The 23,517-nt window shown below is 69.6% G+C and carries 22 protein-coding genes and 2 pseudogenes; 12 read left to right on the top strand and 12 right to left on the bottom strand.

Annotated elements, in window-relative coordinates; all coding sequences use genetic code 11:
• Positions 1-39: 39 nt before the first annotated feature.
• The gene (locus ACFVDI_RS16205; RefSeq protein WP_378906750.1) at positions 40-411 is read left to right on the top strand and encodes a DoxX family protein; all 372 of its coding nucleotides are present in this window, start codon (positions 40-42) and stop codon (positions 409-411) included.
• Positions 412-513: 102 nt separating this feature from the next.
• Here ACFVDI_RS16205 and ACFVDI_RS16210 read toward each other — a convergent pair whose 3' ends face one another.
• The gene (locus tag ACFVDI_RS16210) at positions 514-1,152 is read right to left on the bottom strand and encodes a GntR family transcriptional regulator (RefSeq protein WP_378906752.1); all 639 of its coding nucleotides are present in this window, start codon (positions 1,150-1,152) and stop codon (positions 514-516) included.
• A gap of 147 nt (positions 1,153-1,299) precedes the next feature.
• On the opposite strand from ACFVDI_RS16210, the gene ACFVDI_RS16215 reads away from it, so the two are divergent.
• The 6 genes and pseudogenes from ACFVDI_RS16215 (at position 1,300) to ACFVDI_RS16240 (ending at position 7,447) form a co-directional block, all read left to right on the top strand.
• The gene (locus ACFVDI_RS16215) at positions 1,300-2,556 is read left to right on the top strand and encodes an NRAMP family divalent metal transporter (protein ID WP_378906754.1); all 1,257 of its coding nucleotides are present in this window, start codon (positions 1,300-1,302) and stop codon (positions 2,554-2,556) included.
• 5 nt (positions 2,557-2,561) lie between these two features.
• Positions 2,562-3,332, top strand: a complete 771-nt coding sequence (locus ACFVDI_RS16220; RefSeq protein ID WP_378906756.1) for a LamB/YcsF family protein — start codon at positions 2,562-2,564, stop codon at positions 3,330-3,332.
• Entirely contained in the window at positions 3,329-4,123 is a 795-nt protein-coding gene (locus ACFVDI_RS16225) for a putative hydro-lyase (RefSeq protein ID WP_378906758.1), read from the top strand. The genes ACFVDI_RS16220 and ACFVDI_RS16225 overlap by 4 nt, the downstream gene beginning before the upstream one ends.
• Positions 4,120-4,722: pseudogene (locus ACFVDI_RS16230) on the top strand (allophanate hydrolase subunit 1); the annotation flags it as partial. The gene ACFVDI_RS16225 and the pseudogene ACFVDI_RS16230, both read left to right, overlap by 4 nt.
• A 150-nt stretch (positions 4,723-4,872) precedes the next feature.
• Positions 4,873-5,724: pseudogene (locus tag ACFVDI_RS16235) on the top strand (biotin-dependent carboxyltransferase family protein); the annotation flags it as partial.
• 1 nt (position 5,725) lies between these two features.
• Positions 5,726-7,447 (top strand): acetyl/propionyl/methylcrotonyl-CoA carboxylase subunit alpha, encoded by a 1,722-nt coding sequence (locus ACFVDI_RS16240; protein ID WP_378906760.1) that lies wholly within the window; start codon positions 5,726-5,728, stop codon positions 7,445-7,447.
• Positions 7,448-7,449: 2 nt separating this feature from the next.
• On the opposite strand, the gene ACFVDI_RS16245 is transcribed toward ACFVDI_RS16240, so the two are convergent.
• Positions 7,450-8,295: an alpha/beta fold hydrolase gene (locus ACFVDI_RS16245; RefSeq protein ID WP_378906762.1), complete on the bottom strand. Its 846-nt coding sequence runs from the start codon at positions 8,293-8,295 to the stop codon at positions 7,450-7,452.
• A 39-nt stretch (positions 8,296-8,334) separates the two neighbouring features.
• Positions 8,335-9,390 carry an adenosine deaminase gene (locus ACFVDI_RS16250; RefSeq protein ID WP_378906764.1) on the bottom strand — a complete coding sequence of 352 codons (1,056 nt, stop codon included), beginning with the start codon at positions 9,388-9,390 and terminating at the stop codon, positions 8,335-8,337.
• A 154-nt stretch (positions 9,391-9,544) separates the two neighbouring features.
• On the opposite strand from ACFVDI_RS16250, the gene ACFVDI_RS16255 reads away from it, so the two are divergent.
• Positions 9,545-9,703, top strand: a complete 159-nt coding sequence (locus ACFVDI_RS16255; protein WP_378906766.1) for a hypothetical protein — start codon at positions 9,545-9,547, stop codon at positions 9,701-9,703.
• A 35-nt stretch (positions 9,704-9,738) separates the two neighbouring features.
• On the opposite strand, the gene ACFVDI_RS16260 is transcribed toward ACFVDI_RS16255, so the two are convergent.
• The 4 genes from ACFVDI_RS16260 to ACFVDI_RS16275 are packed head-to-tail and all read right to left on the bottom strand — an operon-like array spanning position 9,739 to position 13,085.
• On the bottom strand, positions 9,739-10,560 hold the full coding sequence (locus tag ACFVDI_RS16260; RefSeq protein WP_378906768.1) for a hypothetical protein: 822 nt from the start codon (positions 10,558-10,560) through the stop codon (positions 9,739-9,741).
• A 2-nt stretch (positions 10,561-10,562) separates the two neighbouring features.
• Positions 10,563-10,955, bottom strand: a complete 393-nt coding sequence (locus ACFVDI_RS16265) for a hypothetical protein (protein ID WP_378906770.1) — start codon at positions 10,953-10,955, stop codon at positions 10,563-10,565.
• 9 nt (positions 10,956-10,964) lie between these two features.
• Positions 10,965-12,746, bottom strand: a complete 1,782-nt coding sequence (locus ACFVDI_RS16270) for a putative T7SS-secreted protein (RefSeq protein WP_378906772.1) — start codon at positions 12,744-12,746, stop codon at positions 10,965-10,967.
• A 3-nt stretch (positions 12,747-12,749) separates the two neighbouring features.
• Positions 12,750-13,085, bottom strand: coding sequence for a hypothetical protein (locus ACFVDI_RS16275; RefSeq protein WP_378906774.1), 336 nt, complete (start codon positions 13,083-13,085; stop codon positions 12,750-12,752).
• A gap of 105 nt (positions 13,086-13,190) precedes the next feature.
• Between ACFVDI_RS16275 and ACFVDI_RS16280 the strand changes: the two genes are divergently transcribed.
• From ACFVDI_RS16280 to ACFVDI_RS16290, 3 genes are read left to right on the top strand one after another with little or no spacing between them, the layout of a single operon-like run.
• Positions 13,191-13,520, top strand: coding sequence for a hypothetical protein (locus ACFVDI_RS16280; protein ID WP_378906776.1), 330 nt, complete (start codon positions 13,191-13,193; stop codon positions 13,518-13,520).
• Positions 13,520-13,819: a hypothetical protein gene (locus tag ACFVDI_RS16285; protein WP_378906778.1), complete on the top strand. Its 300-nt coding sequence runs from the start codon at positions 13,520-13,522 to the stop codon at positions 13,817-13,819. Before ACFVDI_RS16280 ends, ACFVDI_RS16285 begins: the two co-directional genes overlap by 1 nt.
• A gap of 31 nt (positions 13,820-13,850) precedes the next feature.
• Positions 13,851-14,246: a VOC family protein gene (locus ACFVDI_RS16290; protein WP_008364099.1), complete on the top strand. Its 396-nt coding sequence runs from the start codon at positions 13,851-13,853 to the stop codon at positions 14,244-14,246.
• Here ACFVDI_RS16290 and ACFVDI_RS16295 read toward each other — a convergent pair.
• Positions 14,243-14,698 (bottom strand): DUF5709 domain-containing protein, encoded by a 456-nt coding sequence (locus tag ACFVDI_RS16295; RefSeq protein ID WP_378906781.1) that lies wholly within the window; start codon positions 14,696-14,698, stop codon positions 14,243-14,245. The genes ACFVDI_RS16290 and ACFVDI_RS16295 overlap by 4 nt on opposite strands.
• Positions 14,699-14,825: 127 nt before the next feature.
• Between ACFVDI_RS16295 and ACFVDI_RS16300 the strand changes: the two genes are divergently transcribed.
• Entirely contained in the window at positions 14,826-16,373 is a 1,548-nt protein-coding gene (locus ACFVDI_RS16300) for a sulfatase-like hydrolase/transferase (RefSeq protein ID WP_378906783.1), read from the top strand.
• Here the strand turns inward: ACFVDI_RS16300 and ACFVDI_RS16305 are convergent.
• From ACFVDI_RS16305 to ACFVDI_RS16320, 4 genes are all read right to left on the bottom strand, one after another.
• Complete coding sequence (locus ACFVDI_RS16305; RefSeq protein ID WP_378906785.1) at positions 16,358-17,332, bottom strand: formylglycine-generating enzyme family protein; 975 nt, start codon at positions 17,330-17,332, stop codon at positions 16,358-16,360. The two genes, ACFVDI_RS16300 and ACFVDI_RS16305, sit on opposite strands and share 16 nt — an antisense overlap.
• Before the next feature lie 61 nt (positions 17,333-17,393).
• Entirely contained in the window at positions 17,394-18,608 is a 1,215-nt protein-coding gene (locus ACFVDI_RS16310) for a hypothetical protein (RefSeq protein ID WP_378906787.1), read from the bottom strand.
• 20 nt (positions 18,609-18,628) lie between these two features.
• Positions 18,629-21,175: a bifunctional FO biosynthesis protein CofGH gene (locus ACFVDI_RS16315; protein WP_378906789.1), complete on the bottom strand. Its 2,547-nt coding sequence runs from the start codon at positions 21,173-21,175 to the stop codon at positions 18,629-18,631.
• Between the two features lie 36 nt (positions 21,176-21,211).
• Entirely contained in the window at positions 21,212-23,491 is a 2,280-nt protein-coding gene (locus ACFVDI_RS16320; protein ID WP_378906791.1) for a serine/threonine protein kinase, read from the bottom strand.
• Positions 23,492-23,517: the final 26 nt, after the last annotated feature.

Genomic DNA, 23,517 nt, shown 5'->3' on the forward strand with positions numbered 1-23,517 from the left:
TGGGTAAGAGCATCACCACCCACGTCTGAGGAGATCGAGATGAGCACGTACGCACAACGAGCCGGCTGGGTCATCACCGTCCTGGTCACCCTGTTCCTCGGCTTCGACATCGTGACGCACCTGCTGCGGGTCGAACCGGTCATGGACTTCAACGACAAGATCGGCGCGCCGGGCTGGTTCCCGGTGGTCTGCGGTGTCGTCCTCGGCCTGTCGCTGGTCGCGTACCACGTGCCGGCCACCCGGGCCATGGGGACGGTCCTGATCACCGCCTACCTCGGCGGCGCGGTCACCGTGAACCTGGTCTTCGGGCAGCCCGCCTTCAACACCGTCTTCGCCATCGCCACCGCCGTCCTCGTCTGGGCCGGTGCCTGGCCGCGCGACGAGCGGCTGCGCGGCCTGGTTGCCGCCTGAGGTAGGCGGCCCCGTCGGGGTAGTCCGGGAGCGAACTGCCCATTACTCGCCAGTAAATGGGCAGTTCGCTCCCGGACTACCCCCCCTCAACCACGAGGCGCCCTAGCGGCGCAGGCGGGTGAAGGCACCGAGGACGGTGCGCTCGGAGAGCACGAGGTAGTCCTGCAGCTCGGCCGCGGCCGCGGGGCCGCCCTGCTCGAGGAAGGTCTCGAGCAGGGCGCGGTTGCGGGTGACGAAGGGGGCGTGCAGGGCTTCGGGGTTGTCGATCTCCAGGAACGCGAGCCGCAGCTCGGCGGCGATGTCGCGGAAGAGCCGCTCCAGGCGCGGGCTGTCGGCGAGGGCGACGATGGCGTCGTGGAACGCCATGTTGGCGGTGCCGACGGTGCGCCAGTCGCGTGCTTCGAGGCTGGCCTCGCCCAGTTCCACCGCCTCGCGCATCGCGGCCACCGCCGGGTGCAGCGGGGAACCCGCGGCCAGGGCGGCCGGCTCGACGTAGCGGCGCGCGCGGTAGATGTCGACGACGTCCGCCACGCCGGGGGAGGCGACCGAGACCCCGCGGTGGGGGATGTGCTCGATGAGCCCCTGCTCCGCGAGCACCCGGAACGCCTCGCGGAGCGTGTTGCGCGAGACGCCGAGCTTCTCGGCGAGGGAGATCTCCGACAGCCGGGTGCCGGGCGCGAACTCGCCGTCGATGATCCGCCGGCGCAGGGCGTTCGTCAGGGTGTCCTCGGCATCGGGCATGACCGCATCCTAGGGGAGTTGCATCCGCGGACAATCGAAACACGATTTTAACGGACCCAACTATCATTGTTGAACAATCGATGTCATCCTGTACTACACAGAGAATGTGGTCCCGACCACATAGCCCGTTGATGGCAGGAGTCCCCCATGACTGACACGACCAGCGCCGAGCGCGCGAAGAGCTTCGCCCGCTCACGCCGAGGACCGATCCTCGGCGCCATCTTCTTGATGGCCACCTCGGCCATCGGCCCCGGCTTCATCACCCAGACCGCGACGTTCACCGCCCAGCTCGGGGCTGCGTTCGCGTTCGCGATCCTGGCCTCGATCCTGATCGACTTCGCGCTGCAGATGAACGTGTGGCGGATGATCACCGTCGCCGGCAAGCGGGCCGGGGACCTGGCCAACGAGGCGGTGCCGTTCTCGGGGCACGTGCTGGCGACGCTGATCGTGATCGGTGGCCTGGCGTTCAACATCGGCAACATCGCCGGCGCCGGGCTCGGCCTGAACGCCCTCCTCGGCATCGACCCGAAGATCGGCGGCCTGCTCTCGGCGCTGCTCGCGATCGGCATCTTCATGTACAAGCGGGCCGGTCGGGTCGTCGACATCGTGGTGCTCGCGCTCGGGATGACGATGATCGCGCTCACCCTCTTCGTCGCGATCGCGTCGCAGCCTCCTGTCGGCGACGCGCTGCGCCAGACCTTCGTGCCCGACACCCTCAACTTCGCCACGATCACCACGATCGTGGGCGGCACCGTCGGTGGCTACATCACCTACGCGGGCGCCCACCGCTACCTCGACTCCGGCCTCGTCGGCGCCGAGCACGTGCCGGCCGTCCACCGTGCCTCGATGAGCGGCATCCTCGTCACCGGGATCATGCGCTACGTACTCTTCCTGGCGATCCTCGGCGTCGTCGCCTCCGGTGTCACCCTCGACTTCTCGAGCCAGGCGGCCAACCCGGCCGGTCAGGCCTTCGGGGCCGTGCTCGGCGACGCGGGCATCCGCATCTTCGGTGCGATCTTCTGGGCCGCGGCGATCACGTCGGTCATCGGCGCCGCCTACACCTCGGCCACCTTCATCTCGACCTTCTCCAAGAAGCTGGGATCGGGGTGGCCGCTGCAGGTCGCGACGGTCGCCTTCATCCTGGTCTCCCTCGTCCTCTACCTGCTGATCGGTGCGGCGCCCGCGGCCATCCTGGTCTTCGTCGGCGGCTTCAACGGCCTGATCCTCCCGATCGGCATGACGATCTTCATGTACATCGGCTGGTTCCGTCAGCGTGACGTCCTGCACGGCTACCGCTACCCGGTGTGGCTGCTGGCCCTGGGGACGCTCGCGACCCTGCTCAGCTGGTACATGGGCATCGTCTCGATCGGCCCGATCTTCGCCTTCATCGGCATTGGAGCGTGACACACATGGCAACCATCGACCTGAACTCCGACCTCGGCGAGAACGCCCCCGACCGGGTGGTCGCCGACGACGAGGCCATGCTCGGCATCGTCTCGAGCGCCAACGTCGCCTGCGGGTTCCACGCGGGCACCCCGGAAGGGATCCGTACGACGCTGGCCGATGCCGTGGCGAACGGCGTCACGATCGGCGCGCACCCGGCATATCGCGACTACGAAGGCTTCGGGCGTCGCGCCATGGACATCGAGTCGGCGACGCTGCAGGCGCACGTGGAGTACCAGCTCGGCGCCCTGATCAGCCTGACCACGGCGGTCGGCGGCGCGGTCCGCTACGTGAAGCCCCACGGCGCGCTCTACAACACGATCGCCCGCGACGATCGGCAGGCGCGCAGCGTGGTCGCCGCGGTCAAGGCGATCGACCCGTCCCTCGTGCTGCTCGGGCTCGCCGGCGGCGTCGTGCTCGACGTGGCCGAGAAGGCCGGCCTCGTGACGGCTGCGGAGGCCTTCGCCGACCGCGCCTACACGCCGGGTGGCGAGCTCGTCTCGCGCGCCGAGCCGGGTGCGGTCCTGCACGACGCCGAGGCGGTCGCCGCCCGGATGCTGCGGCTCGCCCGCGAAGGTGTCGTCGAGGCGATCGACGGCACCGACGTGGCCGTACGCGCCGACTCGATCTGCGTGCACGGCGACAGTGACGGGGCCATCCGGATGGCCGCGGCCACCCGGGCCCTGCTCGAGGCAGAGGGCATCGTCATCGCCCCGTTCGCGGGGACCGTGGCATGACCGCGAGCGCCACCCAGCTCGAGGAGGCGCGCGCCGCGCGCGCCTCCTACCGAGCCGGCGAGGTCGCACCCACGAGCGGCGTCGCCCACGGCCTGGTGCAGGCGAACCTCATCTCCGTTCCGGCCGACTGGGCCTTCGAGGTGCTGCTCTTCGCGCAGCGCAACCCGAAGCCGTGCCCGGTGCTCGAGGTGCTCGACCCGGGCGCCTACGAGTCGTCCCTGGCGCCCGGCTCCGACCTGCGCACCGACATCCCGGCGTACCGGATCTGGCGGGATGGCGAGCTGACCGAGGAGGTCACGGACGCGGGTGCTGCCTGGGAGGAGCATCCCGACCTGGTCTCGTTCCTGATCGGCTGCAGCTTCACCTTCGAGGCGGGCCTGGCCGACGCCGGGATCCCGATCCGTCACCAGGAGCTCGGCCGCAACGTGCCGATGTACCGCACCTCCCGCGCGTGCGCGCCCGCCGGGCGCCTGCGAGGCGACATGGTGGTCTCGATGCGCCCGATCCCCGCCGACCGGGTCGCCGATGCCGTACGCATCTCCGGGCGCTATCCGGCGGTGCACGGTGCGCCCGTGCATGTCGGCGACCCGGCCTCGCTCGGCATCGCCGACCTGGCCGCTCCCGAGTTCGGCGACCCGCCCGAGGTGCGGGACGGCGAGGTGCCGGTCTTCTGGGCCTGCGGGGTCACGCCGCAGGCGGCGATCATGGCCTCGCGCCCGCCGTTCGCGCTCACCCACGCGCCCGGCCACATGTTCATCACCGACGTACGGGATGCGGAGTATCTGGCGTGAGGCGCGTTCTCATCGCATCGGACCAGGCGCTGCTGGTCGAGGAGGACGACCTCGAGGGCGCGATGCGGCTGCACGCCGCCCTCGTGGCCGCACCTCCGACCGGCGTCGTCGAGCTGGTGCCCGCGGCCCGGACGGTCCTCGTCCGGTTCGACCCCACGCTGGTCGACGAGGCGACGCTCGCCAAGGAGCTGTCCCACGTCGAGGCCGTCCACGGCGGTCTCCCGACCGCGGGCTCGGTGACGATCGGCGTGCGCTACGACGGGCAGGACCTCGACGAGGTAGCCGAGCTGCTGGGGGTCAGCGCCGAGCAGGTCGCCGCGCGCCACGCGGCCGCGACCTGGCGGGTGGCCTTCACCGGCTACGCGCCCGGGTTCGGCTACCTCGTCGGCGACGACCCGCTCTTCGACGTACCCCGCCGCTCCTCGCCGCGCACCCGGATCCCGGCCGGCTCGGTCGGGCTGGCGGGGACGTTCTCGGGCGTCTACCCGCGGGAGAGCCCCGGCGGCTGGCAGCTGATCGGGCGTACGGACGCGCCGATGTGGGACCTGCACCGGGACCCGCCCGCGCTCCTCGCGCCCGGGATGACGGTACGGTTCGAGCGGCTCGAGCGTGAGTCGGTCTCGGTCGCCTCGCCTGTTGCGCCGGCGGAGACCGCGGAGCACGCTTTTCGCGTCGAGGTCGTACGTCCCGGCCTGCAGCTGGTGCTCGAGGACCTCGGCCGCCCGGGCCATGCCGCGCTCGGCGTCTCGGCGTCGGGGACGGCCGACCGCCGGGCCCTGCGGGCCGCGAACCGCGCCGTCGGCAACGAGCCCGGCGCGGCAGGCTTCGAGCTCGCCGGCGGCGGCGCCGTCCTACGCTTCACCGGCCCCGCGGTCGTCGCAGTCACCGGCGCGGTCGCCGAGACGACGATCGTACGCAGCGACGGCCCGCCGCTCCCGGTCGAGCACGGCGCCGCCACCGCGCTCGAGGACGGCGAGGAGCTGCGGTTCGGCGCGGTGAGCGCGGGCCTGCGTGCGGTGATCGCCGCGCGTGGCGGCCTGGACCTTCCGGACGCGCTCGGCAGCCTCTCCAGCGACACTCTGGCGGGCCTCGGCCCGGGCGACCTCGGCGGGCGTCCACTGCGCGCGGGGGACATCGTCCCGCTGCGCGGCCCCGCGGCAGCACCGTACGCGGTGGAACCCGGTGCCGCGCCCGACGACCAGCTGCCCGCGCCCGGTGAGACCGTCGTGCTGCGGATCGTGCTCGGCCCGCGCGAGGACTGGTTCACCCAGGCCGGCGTACGCACCCTCGTCGAGCAGGAGTGGACCGTCACGCCACGCTCCGACCGCGTCGGCGTACGTCTCGAAGGAGCCGTCCCGCTCGAGCGCGCCGTGTCCGGCGAGCTGCCGAGCGAGGGCGCGGTGACCGGCGCCATCCAGGTGCCGCCCGACGGACAGCCCGTGCTGTTCCTTCCGGATCACCCGCTCACCGGGGGCTATCCGATCATCGGCGCGGTCGTCGACCGCGACCTGGACCTGGCCGGGCAGCTGCCGCCCGGGGTCCGCATCCGCTTCCGACCCGTCGCGCCAGAGGCGCCGGCGGCCGAGATCCGAGGAGACTGACATGCGCAGGGTGCTCATCGCCAACAGGGGAGAGATCGCCGTCCGCGTCGTGCGGGCGGTCGCCGAGGCCGGCCTGGTGTCGGTCGCCGTCTACGCCGACCAGGATGCCGACGCGCTGCACGTGCGGCTCGCCGACGAGGCGTACGTCCTGGGTGGCTCCACCGCCGCCGACTCCTATCTCAGTATCGAGTGGCTCCTGGCCGCGGCTCAGGCCTCCGGTGCCGACGCGGTGCATCCCGGCTACGGGTTCCTCTCGGAGAGCGCCGAGTTCGCGCGCGCCGTCGAGGCCGCCGGCCTGACCTGGATCGGCCCGAGTCCGGAGAGCATCGACAAGCTCGGCGACAAGATCACCGCGCGCCGGATCGCGCAGAGCGTGGGTGCCCCGCTGGTGGCGGGCACCGACCGGCCGCTGGAGTCCGCCGACGAGGCGGTCACGTTCGCGCGCGAGCACGGTCTGCCCATCGCGATCAAGGCCGCCTTCGGTGGCGGCGGGCGCGGTCTGAAGGTGGCCCGTGAGCTCGACGACGTCGCCGACGCCTTCGAGTCCGCCTCGCGTGAGGCGCTGGCCGCCTTCGGCCGTGGGGAGTGCTTCGTCGAGCGGTTCCTGGAGCGTCCACGGCACATCGAGGCGCAGGTGCTGGGTGACGGCAACGGCCATGTGGTCGTCGTCGGTGACCGGGACTGCTCGCTGCAGCGGCGCAACCAGAAGCTCGTCGAGGAGGCGCCCGCGCCGGGGCTGACCGACGAGCAGCGCCGCCGCATCCACGACGCCGCCCGCGACATCTGCGCGGCAGTCTCCTACCGCGGTGCGGGCACCGTCGAGTTCCTGATGGGGGCCGACGGGGTGATCTCGTTCCTCGAGGTGAACACCCGGCTGCAGGTCGAGCACCCGATCACCGAGGCGGTCACCGGGGTCGACCTGGTTGCCGAGCAACTCCGGATCGCCGCAGGCAAGGGCCTCTCCTTCTCGTCCACCCCAGCGCCCATCGGCCATGCGATCGAGCTGCGGATCAACGCCGAGGACCCGGGCCGCGGCTTCCTGCCGAGTCCCGGTGTCGTGACCGGCCTGCGGGTCCCCGCCGGGCCGGGGGTGCGCTGGGATGCCGGGATCGAGGCGGGCGACACGGTGCAGGGCGCCTTCGACTCGCTGATCGCCAAGCTGATCGTGCACGCGCCCGACCGGGACACCGCCCTCGTACGCGCCCGCCGCGCGCTCCGCGAGCTCTCGGTCGAGGGCGTCGCGACCGTCATCCCCTTCGATCGCGTGCTGCTCGAGGACCCGGCGTTCTCGACCGACGGGTTCGCGGTGCACACCCAGTGGATCGAGACCACGCTGATGCCCCGCCTCGAGGCGCAGCGGCGACCCGAGCGGGCGCCCGAACAGCCGCTCCGGCGGGTGCCGATCGAGATCGACGGTCGCCGGGTGATGCTCGGGCTTCCCGACGACCTGTTGCGCGGTCTCGCCGCGGGCGGTTCCGCGCCGGACGACGCACCGGCAGCGGCAGCCGCCGACCCGTCCGTGCTCGAAGCACCCGTTCCCGGCGTACTCGTCGAATGGCTCGCCGCCGACGGCGAGAAGGTCGCCGAGGGTCAGGACGTCGCCGTCCTCGACGCCATGAAGATGGAGACCCGGGTCACCGCGCATCGTGCGGGCGTGCTCTCCCGCGGCACCGATGTGGGTGGCACGGTCGCGATCGGGGACGTGCTCGGGAAGATCGAGTAGCTCTAGGCGGTGTGGTCGAGGATCGCAGGGACGGCCGTGTCCCAGGTGTAGGGAGGCGGCGGCTCGTGGCCGACGTCCTCGAGGGTGAGCAGCGTGGCACCGGGGATCTCCCGGGCCAGGACCTCGCCGTGGCCGACCGGCATCAGCGGGTCCGCGGTGCCGTGGATGACCAGGGTGGGTGCGGCGATGTCAGCGAGCGTGCCCTCGACCCGCTCGCCCTCGGGGGCGGCGTCGTGGTTCTCGAAGGTGGGCCGCATGTCCGGCGTACGCTTCACCGCCTTCTCGCACACCGCCCGCATCCGCTGCTCGTCGAAGCGCTTCGGGATGAAGGCGCGCTGGTCCTCGACCAGCATGGCGACCAGCGCATCGTGGTCGTCCATGTCGGGCATCGGCCGCTCGGCAGCCGCCGCGAAGAAGTCGGCCATCGCCTCACCGATCGGAGGCAGCTCGACCCCCTCGAACGCGGACGTGGTCTGGTCGAGTACCACGGTGGCGACCCGCTCGGGATAGAGCACAGCGGCGCACTGGGCGAGCGCGCCGCCCATCGAGATGCCGAAAAGGTGAGCGCGGTCGAGGCCGAGGGCGTCGAGAAGACCCGGTACGTCGGCGACCATGTCACGCCAGGTGTAGCCCGGCTTGCCGGCCGGCCAGGTCGTGGAACGGCCGGTGTCGCGATGGTCGTAGCGGATGACGTACCTGCCGCCGGCCGCCAGCGCCGCGCAGAAGTCGTTCTCCCAGTAGTCCATCGAGGCGGACTTCCCGCCGATCAGCAGGATCGGCGGGTCGGTCGGTGAACCGAACGTCTCCGTGCACAGCTCGATCCCGTTGACCGCCAGCATCTGCTCCATGGCGACCAGCAGATCGCCCCCGGCAGATCGCGTCAAGCGTTATTCGGCGTCGGCGGCGTACGCGTCGATCTCGCTCGACAGCCGAGCCTTGACGTCCTCCGGTGCGTAGGAGACCTCGACCGCGGTCCGGGCGAGGGCCGCGATGCCGGTCGTGTCGAGGCCGAGCAGGTCGGTCGCGATCTCGTACTCCTGGTTGAGCGTCGTCGCGAACATCGGCGGGTCGTCGGAGTTGATCGTGACCGCCACGCCGGCGTCGACGAACGTCTTCAGCGGGTGCTCCTCGAGCGAGGCAACCGCACCCGTGGCGACGTTGGACGACGGGCAGACCTCGAGCGGGATCCGGCGCTCGGCCAGGTGGGCGAGCAGGGCCGGGTCCTGGGCCGCCGAGGTGCCGTGACCGATCCGCTCTGCCTTCAGTACGTTCAGGGCGTCCCAGATCGTCTGCGGCCCGGTGGTCTCCCCGGCATGCGGCAGCGAGCGGAGCCCGGCGGCGCGGGCGGCGTCGAAGTGCCTCTCGAACTGCGGCCGCGGAACCCCGACCTCGGGCCCGCCGAGACCGAAGCCGATCAGCGCCTCGGGCCCGTGGTCGACGGCGTACGCCAGGGTCGCATCGGCCGCCGGGATCCCCGCCTCGCCCGGGATGTCGTAGATCCAGCGCAGCACGATCCCGAAGTCGCGCTCGGCCGATGCCCGGGCGTCCTCGAGCGCCTCGGTGTAGGCCTCGATCGCCATCCCGTTGTGCCCGGTGCCAGGCTCGCGCACGGCCAGGTCGGGACGTACGGAGGTGTAGGGGGTGCAGGTCAGCTCGGCGTAACGCACCTGCTGCGTCTGCGCCAGATCGCGCGCGATCTCGTAGGTCAGGTAGCGGATGTCCTCCGGCGTCCGGACCAGGTCGACGACCGAGAGGTAGACCTCGATGAAGTGCGCGAAGTCGCTGAACGTGAAGTAGTCCTTGAGGAGCTCGACGTCCGCCGGCACCGCCCCCGGATGCCGCGCCGCCAGCTCCGCGACGATCCGCGGCGAAGCCGACCCGACGTGGTGGACGTGCAGCTCCGCCTTCGGCAGCCCGGCGATGAAGGTCTTCAGGTCACTCACGCCCCGATCGTCACATGTCGTACGCCGCCGCGCGACTCGGTTTCATACACGTCAGAAGAAATGTCGGTGATCCGGATAGCAGGTGAGGGTCGACAAGGACCGCCAGAGATCTGGAACGCATATCCGGTGGACGCTGAGGACCAGCCTGGTGGCCATGAACATCAAGGACTTCGCCTACGGCGTGCTGATGGAGGCGCTGCCGTCCATCCCTGCCGATGTGCTCGAGGGTCACCTGGCGACGCTTCCCGAAGGCCCTCATCGTCGCGTGGGCGCTGATGCCGTGGCTCGACTTCGGCATCTCAAGACTGCCTGAGGTACCTGTTCGCGAATCGATCCGCGGACGCCATCTCAACCCCTCATCTCGTTGCGAACGCCCTGGGTGTCGGTCAATTCCGCGGTAGGGACGACGGCCTCGAAGACTCCAGGTTCTACCTCGGTAGCGTTGAGGCGCTGGATCGAGTACGCATCCGGTTCAAGGATCTGAACTCGCGCTTCGTCGCCAACCCGAGACAGGAAGCGTACGCGGGTCCCCATCCAGCGGGCGGTCACGATGATCTCGAATACCGAGTCACATTCGGCCAGCGGAACCTGGCTCGTGTGGATTCCTGGCATCGACTCGACGAACTGCCCGGTGGTCGGCGGAGCCCCTAGCGACAAGAGGCTGATGTTGTTCGTTCCAGGAATCAGCGCTGCCGGGAACTCCACGCCGCGCCATTCGGCGCGGGGGCCGATGAGCTCGGTTGGCGGAGCGTACCCCTTGGCATTCGCCCAGCCGCGATCGAGTCCGCCGTAGACAGACAGCATCCGCTGCTCGCCATCAGCGCGGATGCGCCAGAACTCGGTGCCGATCGGCACTCGCGTCCTGGCCAGTTCCCACACCGGCGCAAGCGAGGTGCCTTTGAGGAAACCGCTCGGGTAGGAAGGCCATGGCACCTCAGCGGTGGACGGCTTGGAGAACGTCATCATTGCGTTGGTCTCGAACCGCAGGACATCCACATACTCCGGCTCGTCTCCGAGGATCGCCTCCCAGCCGTTCGCCGCGACCAGTTCTGAAGCGTTCAGAGCACCAATGTCGCGAGCGTCAGCGACGTAGCCACCTACGCCGGCGTACCCCTCGTCTACGATGCGCGACGTGCCAGTTGGAGTGAGCAACTTCTGGACAACAGTCATGTCTATAGGCCCGTCAACTTCGTGGAGACGTCCTCAAGTTCGGCAATCGGTGCTACGACGGTCCATCCCATGTACTGATCGCCATCCATGCCCAGCTCCTTCGCCTTGGCCGGTGGACCGACGTACGCGAGAAGTACTTCCGTGTCGCTCACCTGCGAGTCAACAATTACCACCGCATCTCGCCACTTCGCTTGGACAGTTTCCTTTCTGCGATCCTCGACGACCTCCCGGGGGAGTTTGACCCAATGCTGTTCATCAGTCATCCCAAATTCGATTGCGTCGGGAAACTCCGAAGGATCAGGAGCCGCGACGTCTAGCCCGATCCAGGCATCGCCAGAGAACGACTGCTGGTAGTCATGGCCCCGGTAGCTGAAGTAAATTCCAGATGTGCGCATCGCAACCTCTCAGTTCCCTTGAGGAACCCATACTTTGTCTTGAAGAACCGCAACCAGGCGCTGGTTCCCGTTGTCCAGGATCTCCCACATCTCAGCACCTTCGCGCATCTGTACTCCATTGCTATAGAGCTCTGGAACCACGTCATCCGTAGCCTTCGTGAACCCGTTTCCGGTAAAAGGGTCGGTCCAGCCATCGAATTTCGTACTGCCGCCCATATCGGCGTTTCTCGGCACCTCGAGGTCGGCAACCTCATCGGTGCGAAAGCGAAGGACGTGTGTCGACGCATCCCCTTCCTGGAACGGGGTCCCGTCGTAGTCGAGGCGAAGTCCACGACGGATCTCTTCGGGGGTGCCGAGATGGGCGACATCGTCCGCCATAGCCACTGACCCTCGGACCTGCTGAACGTCGAAGTTGGGTCTGTTTCCCAGGATGTAATCGTCCGCCCCCGCTTGGATCAGGTTCCCGTCCTTGTCGAAGCTGGGCTGGCCGATCACCTTTTGTATCACCGTTCCCTTTTCGGGCAACGGCATGTCGTCGCGGACGTTGCGCAAGAGGCTCGTCTCCGCGTCGGTGAGCTGGGATGTGGGCTTGTTGATGAGATTGATGATCGAGTCGCGGTCGGTGCCATGCCGCTCCAGGACCGCATCTATCGCCGCCCGGTTGGACCCCAGCTGCTCCGGCGCGAAGTCAGTCTTGTGGACTGTGCCATCCATCATCTGATACTCGCGAGCCGTAGGAATCTCGTCGACCTTGCCCAGGTCGCCGAGGTCGTCGATGGCGTTGTCGAGCTTGCCGATGTCGCCCAGGCCGTCGAGGTTGTCCACGCCGCGCAAGGCCTTGGTCATGTCGCCCAGGGCGTCGAGGGCATCGGCGCCGCCCTTGACGCCGCGGGTGGCAACGGTGCCGGTTCCGCCAGTCAGGACTCCGGCGACGATGTCGGGGACGAGGTGGCCGATGGCTCGGGCCGGGTCGTCGGCCCAGGTGTCCCAGTCGAGCAGGCCCTTGCCGAGCTGTTTGCCGAACTCGAGGGGATCCTTCTTGAGGGCCTCCCAGAGCGCCTCGGCGTCTTCGAGCATCATCGACTTCTGAGCGGCCAGCTCCTCGGCGGTGAGGTCACCGGTGGCGAACTCGATGATGTCGTGGAGCGGGCCCATGTTGTAGCCCATCTTGACCAGATCCCAGACGGCTTCGCCGGCACCCTCGAAGATGCCGCCGACGAAGGCAAGCCCGGACTCGAACCAGTTGCGCTTCTCGGGGGCGTCCTTGCAGCCGACGCGTACTTCCCGGGCGCACCGAGCCGCAGCGAGCTTCACGTCGCTCTTGGCGGTCTCGAACATCTCCATGGCGCCGGAGCGGATCTCGGCCCCCGGATCCGTGAAGGGTTCCTTGGTGTAGGGATAGGTCATGCCACCGGCCAGCGCATCGGAGCGGGCCCGGTCGAAGCGGCTGGAGTATTCGGCGTAGTCGGACTTGGCCTGGGTGGTGACGCCCTCGCCTCGCTCATACTCCGACTTGGCGGTGGCCGCGTTCCGCTGGGCGACCTCCAGAGCCGCGGCATAGTCGATCAGGGCGTTGCCGGCGGCGCGAAAGCCGGTGCCGGCCTCGTACCAGCGGTTCGGTTCGCGATCATGGGCGTCGCGGAAGTTGTCGGCAGCCCGGCCGATCCAGCCCTGGGTGTCGATCTTGGTCAAAGCGTCGCCGGTCTGGTCGAAGAGCCGTCCTTTGTCGGCGCAGGTCTGACCCCGCGAGCGGATCTCGCCGGGGTTGCCCTTGATGGTGAAGTCGGGCACCGGCTACTTCCCGCCGCCGGTGATGGTGAGGTCGGTGGCGGCGGACTTGGCCTTGTCCATCTCGGCCGTGCCCTTCTCGTTGAGCTCGAAGTAGTTCATCGCGATCTTCCCGATCCGCCCGGACATCTCACCGACGTCCTCGCAGAGGTTGTTCATGCCGCGCTCCCAGCGGTCCTTGAACTCCTCCACTGCGCCCCAGACTTCCTCGGAGCCACAGGCTTCCTCGGACGGAACGAGGTCCTCGACGTCCTTGTCCTTGAAGAGCTCGACTGTCTCGGCCAAGCCTTGAGCTGCCTTCGCCAAGGACTCCAGATCGACCTCGAAGTCGTACGACGCCATCGTCCAGCCTCCCCCATCGTGTGCCGGGCGCGATGCCCGAGCCGCGTACGCGGAGACAATGTAACCTCAGGATCGGGTGCACATCCACCAGCGCCAGGGGAGCTCGTGAACGACAACATCCAGCTGACACTCGGGCAGCAGACCGCTGCGGCGAAACTCATCGAGGACCGGATCGCTGACCTTGAGAAGCTGCTGACCACGCTTTCCGGAGATATCGAGAACGCGATTCCGGGAATGATGGGAAGCGCTGCCGGAGGCCTCGTGGAGTCCCTGCAGACCTGGTTCGAGAAGGTCGGTGGGCTGGGGACCCTGATGCAGGAGTACGCCGCCGCACTGCGTGACGTCGACATCCAGCACACCACCACCCAGAACGACATCGTCCAGGAGGCCCACGGTCAGGCCTCGAACCTCGAGCAGCGACTGGGGACCCTCTGATGAGCGACAACAGTCTGATCGTCAAGGAAGCCAGCATCGACGACCTCGAGACGACCTTGAGGACGGCCGCCGAGGACCTGCGCACCTTCTTCACCGACCTGATGGACGAGGTCGACCGGATCACCGCCGGCTGGTCGGCCGAGACGGGCTCGAAGCAGGCCGCGGACCGGGCCGCACGCAGGATGATCGACGCCTCCGGCCGCGCCGCGAGCGTGCTGGAGACCATGGCCACCGCCGTGCACGACTACGGTGAAGAGGCACACGACATCGAGGTCAAGAACGTCGCGATCGTGGGCTAGTCCGGACCAGATCGAAGGCTTGGAGGCAGGCATGCGGGCGATCCACCACTGGGACCTCTGGGTCGACGACTTCGAGACCGCCTCGGGCGAGTGGGGCTGGCTCTTCGGCGAGCTCGGCTGGGAGGCCGGGGAGAAGGGTCACTTCTGGGAGGCGCCGGACGGGACGTACGTATTCATGGAGCACTCCACGGACCAGCACGGCACCCAGGACCGCCTCAGGCCGGGCGTGAACCACATCGCCTTCACCGTCGAGAGCCGGGAGGTGCTCGACCGGATGCGGGCGGCGTCGACGGAGCACGGCTGGCACGAGATGTACGCCGACCGCTATCCGCACGCCGGCGGCGACGAGCACACCGCGCTCTATCTGGAGAGCTCGGAGGGGTTCGAGGTCGAGATCGTGCTGGAGGTCGAGGATCTCACCGCCTAGCTGTAGTCCTCGTCGCCGTCCTCGTCGATGATGTGCATCGCAGCCTCCTCCGCAGAGGCGCCGGCGCCGTCGATGCCGGCGTCGATCCCGTAGACCTCGGAGTCGGTGTCCTCGCCGCCGCCCTGGTCGGGGTCGACCAGCCGGCCCGCTCGCTTGTTGCCGACCTCGCGGCCGTCGGGATCGTCGGCCTCCTCGGCGTCGTCGTACTCGACCGCGTAGGGATCCGGCTCCGGGATCTCCTGGTGCTGGCGCTGGTCGATGCACTCGCGGTGCTCCTCCTCCCACGGCGTGTTGCCGTAGTCGGTGGAGTAGTGGTCAGCGGTGACGATGCCGTGGTCGAGCTCGTCGCGCACCTCACCCTCGAGAACGTCCCCGGAGAGTGCGTCCTCGCCGGTGATCTGATCCTCGTCGTCGACGCTGTAGTCGCCGTAGTTCTCGCGCGATTCGCTCACCTGGGTCTCCTCATCGGCCGGGCATTGGGGTCATCGAGGCCCCCTTCGGTAACGTTAACCCGGTCCGGTATGGAGCGGAACCAGACGGACACAGACGACGCGGGGAACGACCGAGGGAGCAGACCAGATGGCGCCTCGCGCCCGATTGGCGGTGGCGGCTGTTGCCGTGCTCGCGGGCTCCTCGATCGCGCTCGGCGTGATGCCCGACTCGACCGGTCCGCTGGGGTCGTTGGGCACGCTGGCGGGCAACGCCTTCGCCCGCATCGCGCCGGACGAGGGCGTGGTGCCGTCGACGCCGACGAAGACCCCCGAGTGGGCGCCCTACTCGACCAAGCCCAACATCTTGATGATCACGGCGGACGACCTCGCCTACGAGGATCTCGAGTTCATGCCCCACACCCGCAGCCTCCTGGCCGAGCAGGGCACCTCGATGACCGAGGCGATCGCGCCCACGCCGATCTGCGTGCCGGCCCGTGCTTCGCTGCTGACCGGGCAGTACAGCCAGAACCACCACACCGTGACGATCAACGGCGAACGCGGTGGCTACGAGTCGATGGACCACACCGGCACGCTGCCCGAGGCACTGCAGGAGGCCGGCTACGACACCCTCTTCGCCGGCAAGTACCTCAACGGCTACGGCCTGCGCGGGACCGCCGAGGACGTGCCTCCCGGCTGGACCGACTGGCGGGCGACGACCGACATGTCGACCTACAACTTCATCCGGCCACGGATCAATCACAACGGCAAGTTCACGACCTACCACCGCTACACGACCTACGTGATGCGGGACCAGGCCAACGAGATGATCTCGGCGCCGGAGCGCGCCGAGAAGCCGTGGTACATGTGGCTCAACTACGTCGCGCCGCACCATGGCGGCCCCGGCGAGCCGGACGACCCCGAGGGCACCAGCACGACCAGGCCGGCGGCTGAGGACAAGCACTCGTTCGACGGTCTCGAGCTGCCGGACCTGCCCTACATGTTCCGTACGCCGACAGACGCGCCCCGGATCTCGGCCTCGCGCAAGTACTTCGACGCGGAGGGGCGCGCCGAGCTGCGGATCGCTCACGAGCAGCGGGTCGAGGCCGTCCAGGCGCTCGACCGGGCGGTCGCCAGCCACGTACTCCGTCTGCAGGAGACCGGCCAGCTCGACAACACCATCATCATCTTCTCCTCCGACAACGGCTACACGACCGGCGGCCACAACATCAACGGCAAGCTGATGCACTACCGCGAGACGCAGCGGATCCCGCTGATCCTGCGGGGTCCGGGCATCCCGGCCGGGCGGAGCCTGGCCACCGGCGTCGGCAACCCCGACGTCGCCACCACGGTCATGGCGATCGCCGGCGCCGAGCCGGGACGGACCCAGGACGGGGTCAACTTCATGCCCTGGCTCACCGCGCCCGCTCAGAACCGGGTGATCCCGCTCTCCGCGTGGCGGGTCAACGACGGTCACAAGCAGATCTACTCCGGCATCCGCTTCGGCGACTGGACCTACGCCCGCTTCTCCGACGGCAGCGAAGAGCTCTACGACCTGGCCGAGGACCCCTACCAGATCCGCTCGCTCGCGCTGCTCCCCGAGTACGCCGACGAGCTGACCGAGCTGCGCTCGCTGAGCAAGAAGTACGCCGACTGCGCCGGTGACACCTGCCCCAAGGAGTTCTACCCGGCGGACTGATCGGCCGCGTCGGGGGCATCGGCCGCGCAGCGGAAACCGAGGTTGCCCGCGGTCGAGTCGGGCGGGCTGCTGGAGCGCGCCGAGAGCCGGTAGCGATGGCAGTAGGAGTCGTGGCAGAGGTAGGATCCGCCACGCATCACCCGGGTCAGGCCCTCGGCGGGGCCACGCGGGTCGCTCGACTGGCCGGAGTCGACGAGGTCGCGGTAGTAGGTCGGCGAGAACCAGTCTGCACACCACTCCCAGACGTTGCCGATCAGCTGGAACAGGCCGAACCCGTTGGGGTCGTACGTCCGCACCGGCGCGGTGGTGACGAACCCGTCGTCCGCGGTGTTGGTGTCGGGGAAGGCTCCCTGCCAGACGTTGGCGTGGTGGGTGCCGTCCTGCTCCAGGTCGTCGCCCCACGGGAACCTCGAGCCGGCGCGGCCGCCGCGGGCGGCGTACTCCCACTCGGCCTCGGTCGGCAGCCTCGTCCCGGCCCAGTCGCAGTAGGCGAGCGCGTCGTCGTGGGAGACGTGCACGACCGGGTGGTTGCCGCGGCGGCCGACGTTGGAGCCGGGGCCCTCGGGTGTGCGCCAGGAGGCGCCACGCACCCCGAGCCACCAGGGCGCCTCGGGGGAGCGGCCCAGCACGTCGCGGGGATCGCCCTCGAAGGCCAGGTGGAAGACGGCGGAGAAGCCCTCCCGCTCGGCCGTGGTGACGTGGCCGGTCGCCTTCACGAACCGGGCGAACTCCTCGTTGGTCACCGCGGTCGCGTCGAGCCGGAAGCCGGGCAGCTCGACCTGGTGCACCGGGCCTTCGCCGTCGGCCTGGTAGCCCTCGCCGAAGGGGTCCCCGGCGGCGTACGTCCCGCCGGGGAGGTCGACGAGCGTCCGGCGGCGCTTGCGGGGCAGAGCCGGCGGACGCAGCGCTGGGTCAGGGCTGGGTCCGCGGGTCGCGCCGAAGGTCAGGTCGGAGGGCACGGCCACCAGCCTACGAGCCGAGCCTTTGGGCTCAGCTGTGCCTATGGCTTCGGGCTCCGCTTCAGCCGGGGTAGGTCGTCTTCAGGCTGCCCGCGCTGGCCACGACCTTGCCCTTCTTGCCGGTGACCAGGATGCCGGGCGCCCGAGCCTTGCCCGTGTCGTCGGCCTTGACCGTGGCGCTGCAGCTGGGCTTCTTGCGCGGGCACTTGAAATCGCCCGACATCCGGTAGGTGACGGTCAGGCTCTGGTTGTCCGCCAGCCCCTCGATGTACGCCGCCATGTAGGCGCACCTGGGCATGTTCTTCGGGCAGGCGTGCTTGTAGGGGCGCCACTGGATCGTGGCGGCCTGCGCCTTGCCGCAGATCTTGGCCGGCTCGCCGGTGCGGACCGTGCCCCACGCGTACGTCACCTTGGTGGTCGCCTCCACGCAGGCCTCGGTGCCGCCCTTGGCGACCGGGAGGGTGTAGGTGAGCTCCGGGTCCTCCCCGGCGGTCGGCTGCGCGGCGCCGTCGTCGATGGAGGCGACGCCGGAGGTGACCGCCGGTGCGGTGACCTTCAGCGTGACCTCGCGGTAGCCCGCGGCCGCGGCACCGGTCGGCATCTCGGGGGTGCGGGCGTAGCAGCTGTCCAGGGCGGTGATCGCCGCGACGTTCTTGGCGGCGAGGTCCTCGTCGCTCAGCCGCAGGTTGGTGACCGCGAGGACGCCGGCGATCGCCGGGCGGCCGACCTCGCGCAGGCACCGCGGTTCCTCGAGCGTCCAGGCACCGGCGACCTGCTTGCTCCAGGCGTTGGCGCCGCCGTCGGCGCAGTCGAGCAGCTCCGCGTACCACTGCGCGCCCAGCGCGGACGGCCACTCGCCGGTGTAGCTGAAGCCGCTGCCGTTCTTGGTGACCACTCCAGCGGTGGCGAGGCCGGCGCTGCCCTTGTCCTCGACGACCGCTTCCGCGGCGCACCGGATCTGCGCGGGGTCGGCCCACGACGGGGTGTCGCCGGCGAGGCTGAGGGTGCGCGCCACCGCCTTCTCGTCACCGCGCATCGGACCGATCTGACCGGTGAAGTAGGCCCACGCCGAGGTCCCGAGGAACGCGACCGCCACGAGCACCCCGACGATCACCAGCCAGCGCAGCACGCGGCGTACGGGCCGGGTCCGGTCGCGTCGTCGCCGCGGCATCGGAGGCAGCCCGAGCCGCCGCCGGCGCGCCTCCTCGGCCGCCGCGTAGGCGAGCTCGGTGGGCTTCGGTTGTTGTTGAGCGGTGCTTCCGGTGGGGTCGGACATCTCACTCCCTCGAGAACAGTTCAGCGAGGATCGTAGAGGGTAGTCCTTTCCGATACCGCCCGGCCTATGCCGGCACCGATGTCTTCGAGCTCGGACACAGTTTTTGCCGAGCCGTGCTCGGAGCCGGCCATGCGGGAGATGGTCTCCTCCATCAGGGTGCCACCGAGGTCGTTGGCGCCGGCCTGGAGCATCGCCCGGGTGCCGTCGACACCGAGCTTGACCCAGCTCGTCTGGATGTTGTCGATGCGGCCGTGGAGCATGATCCTGGCCAGTGCGTGGACGGCGAGGTTGTCGCGCATCGTGGGGCCGGGGCGGGCTGCGCCGGCGAGGTAGATCGGTGCGCTGGTGTGCACGAACGGGAGCGGCACGAACTCGGTGAAGCCGGCGTTTCCGTGCTCGCGGGCCTGGTCCTGGATGCAGGCGAGGACGCGGAGGTGGCCGACCCAGTGGCGTGGGTTGTCGACGTGGCCGTACATCATCGTCGAGGTCGTCGGGATGCCGACGCGGTGGGCGGTCGAGACGATCTCGATCCAGGTCTTCGCGGGCAGCTTGCCCTTGGTCAGCACCCAGCGGACCTCGTCATCGAGGATCTCGGCGGCCGTGCCCGGGAGCGAGCCCAGTCCGGCCTCGCGGACCTTGATCAGGAAGTCCTCGATCGAGAGACCGGTGCGGGCGGTGCCGTTGACGATCTCCATGGGGCTGAACGCGTGCACGTGCATCTCCGGGACGCGCTTCTTCACGGCCTGGACGAGGTCGAAGTAGGCGGTCGAGGGGAGCTCGGGGTCGATGCCGCCCTGCATGCACACCTCGGTGGCGCCGAGGTTCCACGCCTCCTCGGCGCGGTCGGCGACCTGGTCCAGGTCGAGGGAGTACGCATCCGCGTCCGTGCGCCGCTGGGCGAAGGCGCAGAACCGGCAGCCGACGTAGCAGACGTTGGTGAAGTTGATGTTCCGGTTCACCACGTACGTCACGGTGTCGCCGTTGACCTGTGTGCGCAGGTCGTCGGCGAGCCTGGTGACCTGGCGCAGCAGGTCGCCCTCGGCGGTCATCAGGGTCAGCGCGTGCTCGTCGGAGAGGTTGCCGGGGTCCTTCTCGGCGGCTCTGAGCGCCGCAAACCCCTCGCTGGACCCGGTGGTCGAGCTTGTCGAGACCACCCCGGAGGAGGCAGTTTCCACCGCAGCCTCCCGAACCGCCTCCCAGTCGCCGTAGACCGTCTCGAAGTCGTCGCGGCGGTCGTGGGTGCGCCCGGTGGTGTCGACGGAGGCGTGCAGGTCGACCCGGCCGGCGGCGGTGAAGCCACCGTCGGGCTCCTGCCACGGGCGGCCCTCGGGGCGGACACCGTCGCGGGCCAGCCCGTCCTCGTCCGCGAGCGCCTCGACGTGGGAGAGGACCCGCGGGTCGATCCAGGCCTGGCCGTCGCTCAGGGTGCCGGTGACGTACTCCGGGTGGACGGTCAGCCGCGGCCTCAGCTGGAAGCCGGCCTCGGCGGTGACCTGGCGCAGCGCGTCCAGCGATGGCCAGGGGCGCTCGGGGTTGACGTGGTCGGGGGTGAGCGGCGAGACGCCGCCCCAGTCGTCGATCCCGGCTCCCAGCAGCGCCCGGCACTCGTCGAGGTCGACCAGGTTGGGCGGGGCCTGGACCCGGGCCTTGGGCCCGAGCACGATCCGGGAGACGGCGATCGCGGCCAGATACTCATCCAGCCCCAGGTCGTCGACGTGGCGCATCGCGGTCGACGGCTTCGCCCGGAAGTTCTGCACGATGATCTCCTGCAGCCCGGAGTAGGCCTTGTGCACCTTCCGCAGCGCGAAGATCGTCTCCGCGCGCTCGGTGAGGTTCTCGCCGATGCCGACCAGCAGCCCGGAGGTGAACGGGATCGAGAGGCGACCGGCGTCCTCGAGCACCCGCAGGCGCACCGCCGGGTCCTTGTCGGGCGAGCCGTAGTGGGCCTCGCCCTTGGTCTCGAACAGCCTGCGGCTCGTGGTCTCGAGCATCATCCCCATGGACGGCGAGACCGGCTTGAGCCGGTTCATCTCCTCCCACGACATCACGCCCGGGTTGAGGTGGGGGAGCAGACCGGTCTCCTCGAGCACCCGGATCGCCATCGCCCGCACGTAGTCGAGGGTCGACTCGTAGCCGCGGCTCTCCAGCCACTCCTGCGCTTCCGGCCAGCGGTCCTCGGGCCGGTCGCCCAGGGTGAACAGGGCCTCCAGGCAGCCCAGCTTCGCGCCCTGGGCGGCGATCTCCAGGATCTCGTCGGGGCTCAGGTAGGGCTCGCGTCCCTCGCGTGCCGCCTGACCCGGCGTCTCCACGAACGTGCAGTAGTGACACCGGTCCCGGCACAGCTTGGTGACCGGGATGAAGACCTTCGGGGAGTAGGTCACCGTCTCGGGTCGTCCGGCCGCGACCAGCCCGGCGTCGCGTACCTTCGCCGCGGCGGCGGTCAACCGGTCGAGGTCGTCGCCCCGGGCCGCGAGGAGCGCCGAAGCCTCCGCCACGTCGAGGGCTGCGCCGCGTTCGGCCCGGGCCAGCGCCCGGCGGATCTGCTGAGGTGTCGGCTGCTCGCTCATCACGAGCAGCCTAGTAGGCCCCGCCCAGTTGTCGAACTAGTTGTCGATCTGGGCGCTCGCCCCAGGGGCGGTGGCGACGAACTTGGCGGTCCAGTCCTTCGGGCCAGACCAGTCGACGACGGCGCCCTTGCCCTCGCCGTCGGGGGTGCCCGGCCAGACGCACTTCGCACCCTTGCCCTCGGAGCACTTGCCGCCGTTGAGGGTGAGCTTCACGTTGAACGTCTTGCCGGGCTGGAACCCCTCGAAGGTCAGCCGCCAGGTGTTGCACTCGACCTTCTGCTTCGTATAGATCGGGTCGGTGCACTTGTCCTGCTTGATCCACTCGAGCTTCTTCGGCTCCGCCTTGCCGCAGGCGTTGGCGTCGGTGGCCTTCTCGGTGCCCCAGGCGAAGGTGACGGTGGTCTTGACCGCGATGCAGCCCTCGACGCCACCCTCGGTGACGGGCAGCTCGTAGGTGGAGCCCTTGAGCTCCTCGTAGCTGCTGCTGCCCGTCTTGGCGATCCCGATCACCGACTGCCCGCCGGGAGCGGTCGGCTCCTGCACGTCGAAGTCGACCTGCATGTAGGCGGGCTTGGGGGTCACCTTGGCACCGAGTGCGTCGGCCTTGACGTAGCACTCGTCGAGAGCCTTGACCGCCTTCTCCTTGGCAGGCCCGGCCGCGCCGGGGTCGCCGTCCTTGAGGAGGTCCCCGACGGCGAGGAGGCCGGCCATGGAGGTCTTGTCGACCTCCTTCTCCATGCAGCGGGTGTCGCCGACCTTCCAGTTGTCGCCGATCTCGGTCGCCCAGGACTCGGTGCAGTCGAGCAGGCCCTGGGTGAACTTCATCGCGTCGTCGGCGGGCCACTCACCGGTGTAGGTCCACTCGTCGCCCGCGTCGACGACGCCGTGGGAGCGCAGCTCGGCCGCGGGGACCTTGCCGACCAGGCTCTCGGCGGCGCAGGTCATCTGGTCCTCGCTGGCCCACCCCGGCTTGGGTACGCCGCTGGCGATCGCCTCGGCCGCCTTGCCGTCGTCGCCATGGAGACCGAAGATGCCGAAGCCCTGGGTGAAGATGCCGACACCGAGGAGCAGGGCCGCAGCGACGCCGCCGCCGACCATGGCGTAGAGCTTCTTCTTGTCGCCACCGTCGCCGCCCTGGCCGGCGTTGGAGTGGTGCGACGGCAGCCATTCGGGCTGGCCCCCACCGGTCGCACCGCCGGAGTTGGTCGCGGCAGCGGCGGCAGCCGCAGCAGCGACCGCAGGCAGGCCCTTGCCGCTGTGCACGACGGTGGAGTCGGTCTCGTTGGCGAGAGGTGCCGGGGTCGGGGTGCCCTCGCCCGGGCGCTTGACGATCGTCGGCTGGGCCTCGGCCTCGGGCACGGGTGTGCCGCCACCGGAGGTGCCGCTCGCGGTCGTGTCATAGCTGGCGCCGGGACGGGAGCCGAGGTCGGCGCCTGCCGCTCCGGCACCGCCGATGACTCCGCCGCCCAGGCCGGCCTCCTCGAGCCGGTCGGCGGCCTTGTCGAGGGCCTTGGAGAGCTCGGCAGCGGTCTGGAAGCGGTTCTCCGGCTTCTTGGCCAGCGCCCGCTGGATGATCGGGTTGATCAGGTCGGCACCCGGGGTCGCGGCGGGCAGCCGCGGCACCGGGCTGTTGATGTGGGCGCTCATCAGCTCGAAGTCGGTGCCGGTGTAGGGGGCCTTGCCGGTGAGGCAGGCCCACAGCAGACAGCCGGCGGCGTAGATGTCGCCCGCCGCGGTCGCCTGCTCACCCATGTGACGCTCGGGCGACATGTAGGGCAGCGAGCCCACCACCGAGCCGGCGCGGGTCACGTTGGAGTCGCCCTCGGTCGCGATGCCGAAGTCGGTCAGGTAGGGGACGAGCTCGCCCTCCTGGCGCTCCCACAGGAGCACGTTGGACGGCTTCACGTCGCGGTGGACCACGCCGGCGCGGTGGGCGTCGAAGAGCGCGTCGCTGACGTCGCCGACCAGCCGCAGCGCCTGGACCGTCTCCAGCGCGCCCTGGGTCTTCAACCAGCCGTGGAGGTCGCCGTCGGGGACGTACTCGGTGACGAGGTAGACCGTGCCCTCGACCTCGCCGTACTCGATGATCTGCACGATGTTGCGCGACCGCAGCTTGGCCAGGATGTTGGCTTCACGCTCGAAGCGGGTGATGAAGTCCTTGTCGACCGTGAGCGAGGGCAGCACCAGCTTGAGCGCCACCTTGCGCCGCAGTGCCGGGTCCTTCGCCTGGTAGACGACACCCATGCCACCTTGACCCAGGACCCGCTCGATCACGTAGCGACCGAACTGTTCGCCTTCCTGGGGGAACGCAACCATCTTTAGAACCTCGCCCTGATTTTTTT

The sequence above is a fragment of the Nocardioides sp. NPDC057767 genome, assembly GCF_042798275.1.
Classification (GTDB): domain Bacteria; phylum Actinomycetota; class Actinomycetes; order Propionibacteriales; family Nocardioidaceae; genus Nocardioides.